The organism is Cellulomonas olei (genome assembly GCF_039548315.1).
GTDB lineage: Bacteria > Actinomycetota > Actinomycetes > Actinomycetales > Cellulomonadaceae > Cellulomonas.
In genome coordinates this window covers 1-12,745 of the sequence record NZ_JBCLVN010000022.1, presented here as the reverse complement: position 1 = coordinate 12,745, position 12,745 = coordinate 1, and the positions used below count along the sequence as shown (strand labels likewise).

13 protein-coding genes are annotated in these 12,745 nt (G+C 75.0%); 3 read left to right on the top strand and 10 right to left on the bottom strand.

From position 1 onward, the window contains the following. Positions 1 to 3 precede the first annotated feature (3 nt). The 4 genes from AAHH18_RS08495 to AAHH18_RS08480 all read right to left on the bottom strand — a co-directional run bounded on the left by AAHH18_RS08495 (position 4) and on the right by AAHH18_RS08480 (position 6,639). A complete protein-coding gene (locus tag AAHH18_RS08495) occupies positions 4 to 2,835 on the bottom strand; it encodes an aconitate hydratase (RefSeq protein WP_343301306.1) in 2,832 nt (943 codons plus the stop codon). Positions 2,836 to 3,072: 237 nt separating this feature from the next. Beyond that, positions 3,073 to 3,261, bottom strand: a complete 189-nt coding sequence (locus tag AAHH18_RS08490; RefSeq protein WP_343301305.1) for a translation initiation factor 2 — start codon at positions 3,259 to 3,261, stop codon at positions 3,073 to 3,075. Positions 3,262 to 3,374: 113 nt separating this feature from the next. Then, on the bottom strand, positions 3,375 to 4,646 hold the full coding sequence (locus AAHH18_RS08485; RefSeq protein ID WP_343301304.1) for a class I SAM-dependent RNA methyltransferase: 1,272 nt from the start codon (positions 4,644 to 4,646) through the stop codon (positions 3,375 to 3,377). Continuing rightward, complete coding sequence (locus AAHH18_RS08480; protein WP_343301303.1) at positions 4,636 to 6,639, bottom strand: APC family permease; 2,004 nt, start codon at positions 6,637 to 6,639, stop codon at positions 4,636 to 4,638. Before AAHH18_RS08480 ends, AAHH18_RS08485 begins: the two co-directional genes overlap by 11 nt. A 128-nt stretch (positions 6,640 to 6,767) precedes the next feature. Between AAHH18_RS08480 and AAHH18_RS08475 the strand changes: the two genes are divergently transcribed. Together AAHH18_RS08475 and AAHH18_RS08470 are read left to right on the top strand one after the other, a co-directional pair. After that, positions 6,768 to 7,418 (top strand): potassium channel family protein, encoded by a 651-nt coding sequence (locus AAHH18_RS08475; RefSeq protein ID WP_343301362.1) that lies wholly within the window; start codon positions 6,768 to 6,770, stop codon positions 7,416 to 7,418. Then, positions 7,415 to 8,113 (top strand): potassium channel family protein, encoded by a 699-nt coding sequence (locus AAHH18_RS08470; RefSeq protein WP_283320561.1) that lies wholly within the window; start codon positions 7,415 to 7,417, stop codon positions 8,111 to 8,113. Before AAHH18_RS08475 ends, AAHH18_RS08470 begins: the two co-directional genes overlap by 4 nt. On the opposite strand, the gene AAHH18_RS08465 is transcribed toward AAHH18_RS08470, so the two are convergent. The 4 genes from AAHH18_RS08465 to dut form a co-directional block, all read right to left on the bottom strand. After that, positions 8,022 to 8,798, bottom strand: a complete 777-nt coding sequence (locus tag AAHH18_RS08465; protein ID WP_343301302.1) for a DUF3159 domain-containing protein — start codon at positions 8,796 to 8,798, stop codon at positions 8,022 to 8,024. The genes AAHH18_RS08470 and AAHH18_RS08465 overlap by 92 nt on opposite strands. Next, positions 8,791 to 9,168: an OB-fold nucleic acid binding domain-containing protein gene (locus AAHH18_RS08460; protein WP_370635557.1), complete on the bottom strand. Its 378-nt coding sequence runs from the start codon at positions 9,166 to 9,168 to the stop codon at positions 8,791 to 8,793. Before AAHH18_RS08460 ends, AAHH18_RS08465 begins: the two co-directional genes overlap by 8 nt. Position 9,169: 1 nt before the next feature. Beyond that, positions 9,170 to 9,979, bottom strand: coding sequence for a DUF3710 domain-containing protein (locus AAHH18_RS08455; protein WP_459349101.1), 810 nt, complete (start codon positions 9,977 to 9,979; stop codon positions 9,170 to 9,172). A 74-nt stretch (positions 9,980 to 10,053) separates the two neighbouring features. Next, positions 10,054 to 10,572, bottom strand: a complete 519-nt coding sequence (dut, locus tag AAHH18_RS08450; protein WP_343301361.1) for a dUTP diphosphatase — start codon at positions 10,570 to 10,572, stop codon at positions 10,054 to 10,056. A gap of 144 nt (positions 10,573 to 10,716) precedes the next feature. On the opposite strand from dut, the gene AAHH18_RS08445 reads away from it, so the two are divergent. After that, positions 10,717 to 11,205, top strand: a complete 489-nt coding sequence (locus AAHH18_RS08445) for a DUF3093 domain-containing protein (RefSeq protein ID WP_343301301.1) — start codon at positions 10,717 to 10,719, stop codon at positions 11,203 to 11,205. A gap of 42 nt (positions 11,206 to 11,247) precedes the next feature. Here the strand turns inward: AAHH18_RS08445 and AAHH18_RS08440 are convergent, their stop codons facing one another. Both AAHH18_RS08440 and AAHH18_RS08435 read right to left on the bottom strand, forming a co-directional pair. Next, complete coding sequence (locus tag AAHH18_RS08440; protein WP_146835284.1) at positions 11,248 to 11,547, bottom strand: DUF4193 domain-containing protein; 300 nt, start codon at positions 11,545 to 11,547, stop codon at positions 11,248 to 11,250. 150 nt (positions 11,548 to 11,697) lie between these two features. Next, positions 11,698 to 12,579 carry an inositol monophosphatase family protein gene (locus tag AAHH18_RS08435; RefSeq protein WP_459349100.1) on the bottom strand — a complete coding sequence of 294 codons (882 nt, stop codon included), beginning with the start codon at positions 12,577 to 12,579 and terminating at the stop codon, positions 11,698 to 11,700. Positions 12,580 to 12,745 lie beyond the last annotated feature (166 nt).

Here is a 12,745-nt window from a genome sequence, read left to right as displayed (position 1 = left end):
GCGTCAGGCGCTCGCGAGGCTCCGCAGCACGTACTGCAGGATGCCGCCGTTGCGGTAGTAGTCGGCCTCGCCGGGGGTGTCGATGCGCACCACGGCGTCGAACGCGACGACCGCGCCGTCGGCCTTCGTCGCGGTGACGCGGACCGTGCGCGGGGCCGGCCCGTCGTTGAGCGCCGCGATGCCGGCGATGTCGAACGTCTCGGTGCCGTCCAGGCCGAGCGAGTCCGCCGACTCCCCCGCCGGGAACTGCAGCGGCAGCACGCCCATGCCGATGAGGTTCGACCGGTGGATCCGCTCGAACGACTCGGTGATGACCGCCTTCACGCCGAGCAGCGCCGTGCCCTTGGCCGCCCAGTCGCGCGACGAGCCGGACCCGTACTCCTTGCCGCCCAGGATCACGAGCGGCACGCCGGCCTCGGCGTACGCCTGCGCGGCGTCGTAGATCGACGTCTGCTCGCCGGTCAGGTGGTTGACCGTGAAGCCGCCCTCGACGCCCGGCACGAGCTGGTTGCGCAGCCGGATGTTCGCGAACGTGCCGCGGATCATCACCTCGTGGTTGCCGCGACGGGAGCCGTAGGAGTTGAAGTCGCGGCGCTCGACGCCGTGCTCCGCGAGGTACCGCCCGGCGGGGCTGTCGGCCTTGATCGAGCCCGCGGGGCTGATGTGGTCCGTGGTGACCGAGTCGCCGAGCCGGGCCAGCACCCGGGCACCGGACACGTCGGCGACGGGGGCCGGCTCGGCGGCCATGCCCTCGAAGTACGGGGGCTTGCGCACGTACGTCGACTCCGCGTCCCAGGCGAACGTGTCGCCCTCCGGCGTGTCGAGCGCACGCCACCGGTCGTCGCCCGCGAACACGTCGGCGTAGTCGGCCTCGAACATCGAGCGGTCGATGCTCGCGTCGATCGTCGCCTGGACCTCCTCCGGCGTGGGCCAGATGTCCGCGAGGAACACCGGCGCCCCGCTCTCGTCCGTGCCGAGCGGCTCGTGGTCGAAGTCGAAGTCCATCGTCCCGGCGAGCGCGTACGCGATGACGAGCGGCGGCGACGCGAGGTAGTTCATCTTCACGTCGGGGTTGATGCGCCCCTCGAAGTTGCGGTTCCCGGACAGCACCGAGACGACCGACAGGTCGTGCTCGTTGACGGCCGCCGAGACCTCCTCGGGCAGCGGGCCGGAGTTGCCGATGCAGGTGGCGCAGCCGTAGCCGACCAGGTGGAACCCGAGCTTCTCGAGGTACGGCCACAGGCCGGCCTTCTCGTAGTAGTTCGTCACGACCTGGGAGCCGGGGGCCATCGACGTCTTCACCCACGGCTTGGAGGCCAGGCCGCGCTCGACGGCCTTGCGGGCCAGCAGCGCCGCGGCGAGCATCACCGACGGGTTCGACGTGTTGGTGCAGGACGTGATCGAGGCGATGACGACGGCGCCGTGGTCGAGCTCCGTGGTCGTGCCGTCGCCGAGCGTCACCGGCACGCGGCGGTGCGGCCGGCGAGCCGAGTCGCCCGCTGCCACGTGGGCCGGCGCGTCGGAGGCGTCGGCGTGCTCGCCCGCGGCGATCGGGTCGGACGCGGGGAACGTCTCGTCGACGGACTCGTCGAGCCCCGTGAACGTCCGGTCCGCCCCCGTGAACGGCGCCGCCTCGTCCGCGGACACGTAGTCGAGGATCGACGTCGCGAACGACTCCTTGGCGGCGGACAGCTCGATGCGGTCCTGCGGGCGCTTCGGGCCGGCGATGGACGGCACGACGGTGCCGAGGTCGAGCTCCAGGTACTCGGAGTACGCCGGCTCCCGCGACGGGTCGTGCCAGAGGCCCTGCTCCTTCGCGTACGCCTCGACGAGCGCGAGCTGCTGCTCGGAGCGGCCGGTGAGGCGCAGGTACTCGAGCGTCACGTCGTCGACCGGGAAGATCGCGCAGGTCGAGCCGAACTCGGGCGACATGTTGCCGATCGTCGCGCGGTTCGCGAGCGGGACCTGGGCGACGCCCTCGCCGTAGAACTCGACGAACTTGCCGACCACGCCGTGCTGGCGCAGCTGCTGGGTGATGGTGAGCACGACGTCGGTCGCGGTGACGCCGGACGGGATGGACCCGGTGAGCCTGAAGCCGACGACGCGCGGGATGAGCATCGACACCGGCTGCCCCAGCATCGCGGCCTCGGCCTCGATGCCGCCGACGCCCCACCCGAGCACGCCCAGGCCGTTGACCATCGTGGTGTGCGAGTCGGTGCCGACGCAGGTGTCCGGGTACGCGCGGACGACGCCGCCGACCTCGCGCGTCATGACGCCGCGGGCCAGGTACTCGATGTTGACCTGGTGCACGATGCCGGTGCCCGGGGGGACGACCTTGAAGTCGTCGAAGGCCGTCTGGCCCCACCGCAGGAACTGGTAGCGCTCGTGGTTGCGCTGGTACTCGATCTCGACGTTGCGGCGGAACGCGTCCTCGCGCCCGAACACGTCGATCTGCACCGAGTGGTCGATGACGAGCTCGGCGGGGGCGAGCGGGTTGATGCGGGTCGGGTCGCCGCCGAGGTCGGCCATGGCCTCGCGCATCGTGGCGAGGTCGACCACACAGGGCACGCCGGTGAAGTCCTGCATGATCACGCGGGCGGGCGTGAACTGGATCTCCGTGTCGGGCTCGGCCGCCGGGTCCCAGGCGGCCAGCGCGCGCACGTGGTCGGCGGTGATGTTCGCGCCGTCCTCGGTCCGCAGCAGGTTCTCCGCCAGCACCTTGAGGCTGTACGGCAGCTTCTCGGTCCCGGGGACGGCGTCCAGCCGGAAGATCTCGTAGGTGTCGTCACCGACGCTCAGCCGGGACTTCGACCCGAAGCTGTCGACGCTGCTCACAGGGGGGCTCCTTCGTGGTGCGGGTGCGGCCGCCCCGGCCCGTCCGCGGGTCCGGCGGGGACCCGCGGGGCGGGCCGCGGCGCGTGGTCGTCTGCGATCACCGCGCGGACCGGGGGCGGTCCGGCGATTTATCTTGACGTCAAGATACATCCTACCGTGCCGGACCGGGGCGGGCGACGTGCACCACGCCGCGACGCGCGCGACGTGCTCCCGCCCCGGTCCCGGGACGTGGCCCGGTCAGTCGCCGGACGCGGCCTCCTCCGCCGCGCGCCGCTCGCGCTCGACGGCCTTCTGGTGCTGACGCGGGTCGTAGTCCGGGGTGCCCTGCTTGTGCAGCTCCTCGGTCGCCCGCCGGCTCGCCTCCGCGACGCGGTGGGCCGCCTCGGCGGCCGACTCGCGGGCGCCGCCGTCGTGGGCTGTGGTCATCGTCGACTCCTTCCGTCCCCGGGCGTCCGGACGCGGGCGCCCGCTCTCACGCTAGGCCGCGAGCCGCCCGCGCGCGACCGCCCTGCGTCCCCGCAACAGGGCGACGCACCCGGTCAGCGGGTCAGGACCGCGACCGCCTCCACGTGGTGCGTCATCGGGAACAGGTCGTACCCCGTGACGTCCGCCAGGGCGTAGCCCTCCTCCGCGAGGTACGCCACGTCGCGCGCCAGCGCCGCCGGGTCGCACGCCACGTAGACGACGCGCTCCGGCGCGAGCCCGGCCACGGCGCGCACGACGTCCCGGCCGGCTCCGACCCGCGGCGGGTCGAGCACGACCACGTCGGCGCGCGGTCCCGCCTCCCCGGAGGCCAGCACCCCCGCGACGTCGCCCCCGTGCAGCGCCACCTGCGGCCGGTCGTGCAGGTTGCGCCGCGCGTCCTTCACCGCCCGGGCGTCGCCCTCGACGGCGACGACGGTGCCCGCGTCGCCGACGGCGTCCGCCAGCGGGAGCGTGAACAGGCCCGCGCCGGAGTACAGGTCCAGCACCCGCGCGCCGGCGACGTCGCCGACCGCGTCGAGCACCGCGCCCGTGAGGGCCGCCGGCGCCTCGCGGTGCACCTGCCAGAACCCGGCCGCCGCCACCCGGTACGCCCACTCCCGGTCGCCGACCCGCACCCGCTCGCGCACGGCCGTGCGGGCGTTCGGGCGCGGGTCGACCTTGCCCCGGCGCAGGTCGAACGGCTCGCCGTCGACGAGCACCACCGGCTGGTCGCCACCGGCGGGCGCGACCGCCTCGATCCGCGCGCCCGGACGCCAGCGGCGCCCCAGCAGGTCGAGCCCGGCCAGCGCGTCGCTCATCAGCGGCATCGCGGACACGGGCACCACGTCGTGCGACCGGAACCGCCGCATGCCCGCGCGACCCTCCCGGTCGGCCAGGAACCCGACGCGGGTGCGCCAGCCGAGCCCGCCCCGCTCCGCGTCGCCGGGGAGCTCCCGCACCGGGACGTCCCGCTCCACGCGCGCCAGCCGCTGCAGCTGCTCACCGAGCACCGCGGCCTTCCACGCGCGCTGCGCCGCCGGCGACACGTGCGCGAGCTCGCCGCCGCCGACGCCCCCCGGCCCGGCCTCCGGCCACGCGGACGGGACGCGGTCCGGCGACGCCTCGAGCACCTCGACGGCGTCGGCGCGCCAGAACCGGGCCTTCGCGCCGGTCTCCGTCAGCCGGGCGCGCACCCGCTCGCCGGGCAGCGCGTGCCGGACGAAGACGACCCGGCCCGGACCCTCCTCGCCCGGGGTCCGCAGCCGCGCGACGCAGTGCCCGCCGTGCGCGACCGGCCCGACCTCCAGCTCCACGACGTCGCCCGGCGCGCGGTCCTCAGAGGCCACGGGAGATCGTCCTGCGCACGTGCTCCTCCATACCGGTCTGACCTTCCGTCGAGGCGAGCTGCCACGGCACGGACGCCACGACGACGCCCGGGGTGAACAGCAGGCGGCCCTTGAGCCGCAGGGCGCTCTGGTTGTGCAGCAGCTGCTCCCACCAGTGGCCGACGACGTACTCGGGGATGTACACGACGACGAGGTCCCGCGGGCTCTCGCGCCGGATCGAGCGGACGTACGTGATGATCGGGCGCGTGATCTCGCGGAACGGCGAGTCCAGGATGCGCAGCGGGACGGGCAGCTCCATCGCCTCCCACTGCGCCCGCAGGGCCTGCGCGTCCTCGGGGTCGACCCCCACCGTCACGGCCTCGATCGTGTGCGGGCGCGACGCCCGCGCGTAGGCGAGCGCACGCATGGTGGGGCGGTGCAGGTGCGACACGAGCACGATCGCGTGCACGCGGCTCGGCAGCGCACGGGCCGCGGTCGGGTCCTCGCCCAGCGCGAGCTCCTGGCGCACCGCGTCGTAGTGCCGGCGGATGCCCTGCATGCCGATGAACACGACGATCATCGCGAGGATCGCGATCCAGGCGCCGTGCGTGAACTTCGTGACCAGCACGATCAGCAGCACGGTCGCGGTCATCCCGAAGCCGGTCGCGTTGATGACCCGGGACCGCGTCATCTGCCGGCGGCGCGCCGGGTCCGGCTCCGTGCGCAGCTCGCGGGTCCAGTGCTTGATCATGCCGAGCTGGGACAGCGTGAACGACACGAAGACGCCCACGATGTAGAGCTGGATCAGCCGGGTGACCTGGGCGTCGAACGCGATGATCAGCGCGATCGCCCCGAGCGCCAGCGCGACGATGCCGTTGGAGAACGCGAGCCGGTCGCCGCGGGTGTGCAGCTGCCGCGGCAGGAACCCGTCCTTCGCGAGGATCGAGCCGAGCACCGGGAAGCCGTTGAACGCGGTGTTCGCGGCGAGCACGAGGATCAGGCCGGTGACGACCGCCACCAGGTAGAACGCCGGCGGGAACGAGTGGAAGATCGTCTGCGCGAGCTGCCCGATCACCGGGTCCTGCACGTAGTCCTCGCCGACCGGGCGGCCGTCGCGCAGCAGCTGCGTCGCCGGGTCCTCCACGTAGTGCACGCCGGTGAGCCGGGCGAGCGTGAGGATCGACATGATGAGGAACACCGACAGGCTGCCGAGCAGCAGCAGCGTGGTCGCGGCGTTCTTGGACTTCGGCTTGCGGAACGACGGGACGCCGTTGCTGATCGCCTCCACGCCGGTGAGGGCGGCGGAGCCGGACGCGAACGCCCGCAGCACCAGGAACGCCCCGGCGGCGCCCGCGAGCCCCTCGTCGAAGCCCTGGACCGGCACGATCGTCAGGTCGTGCGACGCGGCCTGCTGCAGGTCGCCCGTCAGGTACTGGACGAACCCGAAGACCGCCGTCGACCCGACCGCCACCATGAACAGGTACACGGGGATCGCGAACGCCCGCCCGGACTCCTTCACGCCGCGCAGGTTCGCCAACGTCAGGAGCACGACGACCCCGACCGCCACGAGCGTCTCGTGGCCCCGCAGCGCCGGCAGGGCGGACGCCGCGTACTGCGTGCCGGACGACACCGACACCGCGACGGTCAGCACGTAGTCGACCAGCAGCGCGCTGGCCACCGAGACGCCGGCCCGCGGGCCGAGGTTCACGGTCGCGACCTCGTAGTCGCCGCCCCCGGACGGGTAGGCGTGCACGTTCTGCCGGTACGACGCGATGACCGTGGCCATGACGACGACGACCGCGAGGCCGACCCACGGCGAGATGACGGTGGCGCTCACCCCGGCGAGCGCCAGGGTCAGCAGCACCTCGTCGGGGGCGTAGGCGACGGACGACAGCGCGTCCGACGCGAAGATCGGCAGGGCGATCCGCTTGGGCAGCAGGGTGTGCCCCAGGTTCTCGCTGCGGACCGGTCGGCCCAGCAGCAAGCGTTTGGCGGCATCCGCGAGATCCGGCACGAGGGACCATGCTAGGCGCACTCGCGTGCCGTCGCGCCACCCGGGTGCGGCGCGGCAGCCGGGGGACCTCCGGCGGTGCCGGGTCGCGCGCCGCGGGTATACCGTTCCGCGTTGTGCACTTCGTCATCATGGGCTGCGGCCGCGCCGGCGCCACGCTCGCGCAGTCGCTGGAGAGCCACGGCCACTCCGTCGCGGTGATCGACCAGAACCCCGACTCGTTCCGCCGGCTCGACGCGGACTTCGCGGGCAGCAAGGTCACCGGCCTCGGCTTCGACCGCGACGTGCTGCGCCAGGCCGGCATCGACGACGCCTTCGGGTTCGCCGCGGTGTCCGACGGCGACAACTCGAACATCCTCGCCGCGCGCGTCGTGCGCGAGACCTTCGGCGTCGAGAACGTCGTGGCGCGCATCTACGACCCGCACCGCGCGGAGATCTACCAGCGGCTCGGCATCCCCACGGTCGCGACCGTGCGGTGGACCGCGGACCAGGTGCTGCGCCGCCTGCTCCCGATGGGCGCGACGAACCAGTACACCGACGCGTCGGGCCGCATCGTGCTGTCGGAGGTCGACGTCCACGAGGGCTGGCGCGGCAAGCCGCTGCGCGTCCTCGAGGAGGCCACCGGCGCCCGCGTGGCGTACGTGACCCGCTACGGCGACGGGTTCCTGCCCGACGCCCAGACCGTCCTCCAGGAGAACGACATCGTGCACCTGCTGATGCGCGCCGACGACACGGCCGCCGTCGAGCGCGTCGTCACCGCCGCCCCGGAGGTGCAGGCATGAGGGTCGTCATCGCCGGCGCCGGCTCCGTCGGCCGCTCGATCGCCCGGGAGCTGCTCGCCAACGGCCACGAGGTCACGCTCATCGACCGCCAGCCGTCCGCCATGCGGGTGGCCCAGGTGGCCGACGCGGACTGGCTGCTCGCCGACGCGTGCGAGCTGCCCACCCTGACGCAGGCCCGCACCGACGAGTGCGACGTCGTGGTGGCCGCCACCGGCGACGACAAGGCGAACCTCGTGATCTCGCTGCTCGCCAAGACGGAGTACGGCGTGCCGCGCACCGTCGCCCGGGTGAACAACCCGAAGAACGAGTGGATGTTCGACGAGGCGTGGGGCGTCGACGTCGCCGTGTCCACCCCGCGCATCATGACCGCGATGATCGAGGAGGCCGTGTCCGTCGGCGACCTCGTGCGGATCTTCACGTTCCACCAGTCGGGCGCCGACATCCTCGAGCTCACGCTGCCGGACGGGTCCCCGCTCGCGGGTCGCCTGGTCGGTCAGATCGACTGGCCGGCCGACACCGTGCTGGCCTGCATCGTGCGCGACGACCGGCCGTTCTCCCCCAGCACCGACGACACCCTGGAGGGCGGCGACGAGCTGCTGTTCGTCACGGGGCGGGACGGCTCGGAGCAGGAGCTGGCGGAGCTGCTGTCGACCCGCGCACCAGGAGCCAGCTCGCCCACAGCACCAGCGCCGTGAGCGGCAGGCCCATCACGAGCTTCGCGGTGCCGAGCCAGGCCACCTCGTCCGCGCGGTAGAGCGGGACCTGCACGAGCAGCCGCGCCGCGAACATGCCGGCCCACAGCCACGTGGCCACGGCGTAGCGGCGGCGCAGCTCCGCGTCGGCCCGCCACGCGACCGCCGCGCCCCACGACCCCGACGACGACATCGGCCCGTCCGGCCGGAACAGGCCCACCACCAGGCCGACGAGCGGCCAGCGGACCAGGGCTGAGACGGCGAACCCGAGCAGGCAGCCCAGGTTCACCAGCAGGCCCCACGCGTAGTAGTCGGCCGCCTGGCCGGAGCGCCACGCCCAGATGACGCCGATGCCGACGCCGAGGACGCCCGACAGCGCCTGCGTCACCGGGGTGCGCTGCACGAGACGCAGCAGCGTGGCGACGAGCGCCGTCGCCGCGGACGCCACGAGGGCCGGCGTCAGCCGCTGCCCGGCCGCGACGAACACCGTGACGAACACCAGGCCCGGGGCGACGGACTCGACGGCGCCGCGCACGCCGCCGACCGCGTCGGTCAGGGAGAAGTGCTCCTCGCCGAGCGCGCGGATGCCCCGGGCGGAACCGCCCTGCGGGACGTCCGCCGCCGCGGGGGCGCCGGGGACGGAGCCGTCCCGCGCCGGTCCGGCGCCGGCCGCGTCCGGCTCACTCACCGGGCCGGGGCCGCAGCTCGTAGCGCGGGTTGAACATCGACCGCCGGCCCTCGCGCGAGCACACCAGGCCCTCGACCTTCAGCCGGCGACCCGGCTCGATGCCGGCGATCTCGCGGCGGCCCAGCCACACGAGGTCGACCGTGCCGCTGCCGTCGTACAGCTCGGCCTCCAGCGCCGGCACACCCTCCCGGGGGCGCAGCACGACCGAGCGCAGCACGCCGGACATCTTCACGCGGTGGCGCTCGGGGGCCTGCGAGACCGGCGTGCAGCCGGTCGCGCGGACCGCGTCCTCGCGCTCCTCGTCGGCCTCGATCTCCTCCTGCGAGGCGACCGCCTTGCGCAGCTGCTCGCGCAGCGACACGGGGGACATGTCAGCGGATCTCCGTGATCTCCGGCCCGCGCGTCAGCGGGTCGAACGTGGGTGCCGGCGCAGCGGCCTTGGGGACGGCGCCGTCCTCCTGCCCGGGGAGGCGGAGCGCGAGCAGGTCGCGCGGCGGGCGGGCCTGGCCGTCGCGGACGACGACGGTGCGGCGGAAGACGTCCTCGAGGCGCTTCGCGGCGTCCTCGTCGACCGCGGCGCGGCCGGTGACGACACCGCGCAGGAACCAGCGCGGACCGTCGACGCCGATGAACCGCGCGGGCCGGTGGCCGGTGCGTCCCTCGGGCGTCCGCACGGGCAGCCGCGCGAGCAGCTCGCGCCCGAACGGGCCGGGGACGTCGTCGACCGCCCCGCCCTGCTTGCGCACGGACTCGCCGATCTCCTCGCGGATCTCGTCCCAGATGCCCTCGGAGCGCGGCGCGGCGAACGCCTGCATCTGCAGGGTCGAGCCGTCCAGCGTCACGCCGACGGCCGTCACGACGTCGCTCTTCTTGTCGATCTCCATGCGCAGCTCCATGCCCTGCACACCGGGCAGGCGGAGCGCGCCGAGGTCGATGCGCGGGCCGGGCGGGACGTCCTCGGTGGCGTCCCAGGGGCCGCGCGACCTGTCGGCCGGGAGCGCGGGCGCGGGGACGTCGGACACCGGGGCGTCGGGCGCGTCGCCCGCCGGGTCGTCCGCGGCCGGGGCGGCTGCCTCGGTCCCGGTGGCGTCCGCGGCGTCGTCGCGGTCGGCGGTCGGCTCGGCGGCCGCGGTCTCGTCCTGGGCGGTGCGGTCCTTCGCACCGCGCCGGAATAGCGCCACCCTCAGTCCCTTCCCCGGGTCACCCGCGTCGCGGGCACGTACACGTCCACAGTAGTCCGCCCGGTGCGGCGCACCTAGCGGGCTCCGCCCGAGGCGGAACCGGGGCCGGCGTCCGGGGCCTCCGCGGGCGCGCCGGCGACGACCGGGGCGCCGCCGGCGGCCGCGCGCCAGCCGCCGGACGACCCGAACCCGCCCGCTCCCCGGACCGACTCCGGCAGGGCCTCCACCTCGACGAACGCCGCCCGCTCCACGCGCTGCACGACGAGCTGGGCGATGCGGTCCCCGCGGTGCAGCTCGACGGGCTCCCGCGGGTCGGTGTTGAGCAGCGTCACGGCGATCTCGCCGCGGTACCCGGCGTCGACCGTGCCCGGCGCGTTCACCACGGTCAGCCCGTGCCGCGCGGCGAGGCCCGACCGCGGGTGCACGAAGGCCGCGAAGCCCTCGGGCAGCGCGATCGAGATGCCCGTCGGGACCGTCGCGCGCTCCCCCGGCGCCAGCGTCACGTCGACGCGGGTGACCAGGTCGGCGCCGGCGTCCCCGGGGTGCGCGTACCCCGGGACGGGGACGCCCTCGTCGAGCCGCCGCAGCAGCACGGTGGTCGTCGCGCCGTCGGCGCGGGTCGAGTCGGCGCGGGTCCCGTCGGTGCGGGTGCCGTCGTCGGGCGTGTCGTGGGCGGGGCCGGGTCCGGTGCTCGTCACGGGCCCCGACCCTACCGGCGCGGGTGGGATGCTGGGACCGTGCAGACCACGACCCCGCCCTCGTTCGACGAGCGCCTGTGGCCCTCGCCCGCCGGCTGGCTCGCGGTGCCCGCGGCCACCGTCATGCTCGGCATCGTCCTGTGGCCGGTCAGCCGGACGGCGGGGCTGGTGGCCGGCGTCGTCGGTCTCGTCGCTGCCGGCGCCGCCGCCGTGGCCGCCTCCACCCGCGTCCGCGTGGCCGGCGGCGAGCTGCACGCCGGCGCGGCGCACGTGCCCGTCACGCTGCTGCGCGACCCGCGCCCGCTCGACCCGGCGGCGACCCGCGAGGCCCTCGGCCCCGGCCTCGACGCGCGCGCCTACGTCTGCCTGCGCGGGTGGGTGCGCACGGCGGTGCGGGTCGAGCTCGCGGACCCCGCCGACCCGACGCCGTACTGGCTCGTCTCGACGCGCCGCCCGGAGGCCCTCGTGGCCGTGCTGGCCGCGGACGACGACGCCGGCCGGGCCCAGGAGGCCCGGCCGGCGTCGTGACGGCTGGTCCGGACGCTCACGCGCCCGGGTCGTGGAGGCAGCTCAGGCCGCGCACTCCGAGCAGACGGGCATGCCGTCCTTCTCGTACGCGAGCTGGCTGCGGTGGTGCACCAGGAAGCACTTGGAGCACGTGAACTCGTCGGCCTGACGCGGCAGCACCCGGACGGACAGCTCCTCGCCGGACAGGTCCGCGCCCGGGAGCTCGAACCCTTCGGCTGCTTCGGTCTCGTCCTCGTCCACCACGCCCGAGTTCTTGTCGGAGCGCCGGGCCTGGAGCTCCTGGAGCGAGTCCTCGCTCAGGTCCTCCTCGGTCTTGCGCGGGGCGTCGTAGTCGGTTGCCATGAGGTGTGGTCACGCTCCGTTGGGGTCGGTGATCGGCGTACGCGGGATCAAGTCGTCGCGCGACAGGTTTGTTCCCGGCCGGGCGCCCCGGATTGTGCCCTATTTCGGCGCGCGGTGCACGCCGGTCGGCCGGCGCCTCCCAGAGTCCTCTCAGGCGTCGGCGTCGGCGCCCAGCGCGGCGAGCAGACCGGCCAGCTCCGCGACGGTCTCCGGCGGTCCCACGACGGTCATGTCACGGCTCGCGCGGCGGCCCCGCAGGCCGCTCACCTGCGCACCCGCCTCGCGGGCGATCACCTCGCCCGCCGCGACGTCCCACGGGTTCAGGCCCCGCTCGTACATCGCGTCGAGCGTCCCCTCCGCCACCCGGCACAGGTCGAGCGACGCCGCGCCGATGCGCCGGATGTCCCGCACCTGCGGCAGCAGCTCCGCCAGCACCCGGCCCTGCACCCGGCGGCGCTCCGCCCGGTAGCCGAAGCCCGTGCCGACGAGCGACGTGGCGAGCGGGCGCGCCTCGTTGACCGCCAGGCGCTCGCCGTCCCGGTACGCGCCGGCGCCGAGCCCGCCCGTGTACGTCACGCCGTCCACCACCGAGTGCACGCACCCCGCGACGGCGGTCCAGCGCTCCGGGTCGGGCTCGCCCGCGACGACGCCGACGGACACCGCGTACGCCGGGACGCCGTACAGGTAGTTCACCGTGCCGTCGACCGGGTCCAGCACCCACGTGAGCCCCGTGGTGCCCGGCTGCCAGCCGTCCTCCTCGCCCAGGACGCCGTCGTCCGGCCGGTGCTCGGCGATCAGCGCGCGCAGGTGCGCCTCGGACGCCAGGTCCATGGCGGTGACCGGGTCGACCTCGCTCGACTTCGTGGCCGCCACCGACACCCGCGCGGGGCGCGTCGAGCGGATCAGCTCGCCGGCCGAGCGGGCGAAGCGCTCGGCGAGGTCGGCGAGCAGCCGGACCTCGGCGGGGCCGGGCAGGGCGGACGGCTGGTCGGCGGGCGGGGCGGGGTCCGGTGCGGTGGTCACGCCACCCATCCTGCCGGACAGCCCGCAGGCGGTCGCCGTCCCGGCCCGCTCACGCGCCGCGGCGGCGGCGCAGGCGCGCGATCCAGCGGAGCAGCGGCGCGGGCTCGAGGCGCCCGGGGCCGCGCCCCGGCGGACGTCCTCCCCGGCCGTGGTCGCCCGCCCGGGCCGCCTGCGC

Excerpts from the sequence above, each read along its gene's own strand:
- AAHH18_RS08490 (WP_343301305.1), bottom strand. The coding sequence starts at position 3,261 with ATGACCACAGCCCACGACGGCGGCGCCCGCGAGTCGGCCGCCGAGGCG.
- AAHH18_RS08475 (WP_343301362.1), top strand. The coding sequence starts at position 6,768 with ATGGGCTGCGGCCGCGCCGGCGCCACGCTCGCGCAGTCGCTGGAGAGC.
- AAHH18_RS08470 (WP_283320561.1), top strand. The coding sequence starts at position 7,415 with ATGAGGGTCGTCATCGCCGGCGCCGGCTCCGTCGGCCGCTCGATCGCC.
- AAHH18_RS08460 (WP_370635557.1), bottom strand. The coding sequence starts at position 9,168 with ATGTCCCCCGTGTCGCTGCGCGAGCAGCTGCGCAAGGCGGTCGCCTCG.
- AAHH18_RS08440 (WP_146835284.1), bottom strand. The coding sequence starts at position 11,547 with ATGGCAACCGACTACGACGCCCCGCGCAAGACCGAGGAGGACCTGAGC.
- AAHH18_RS08435 (WP_459349100.1), bottom strand. The coding sequence starts at position 12,579 with ATGGGTGGCGTGACCACCGCACCGGACCCCGCCCCGCCCGCCGACCAG.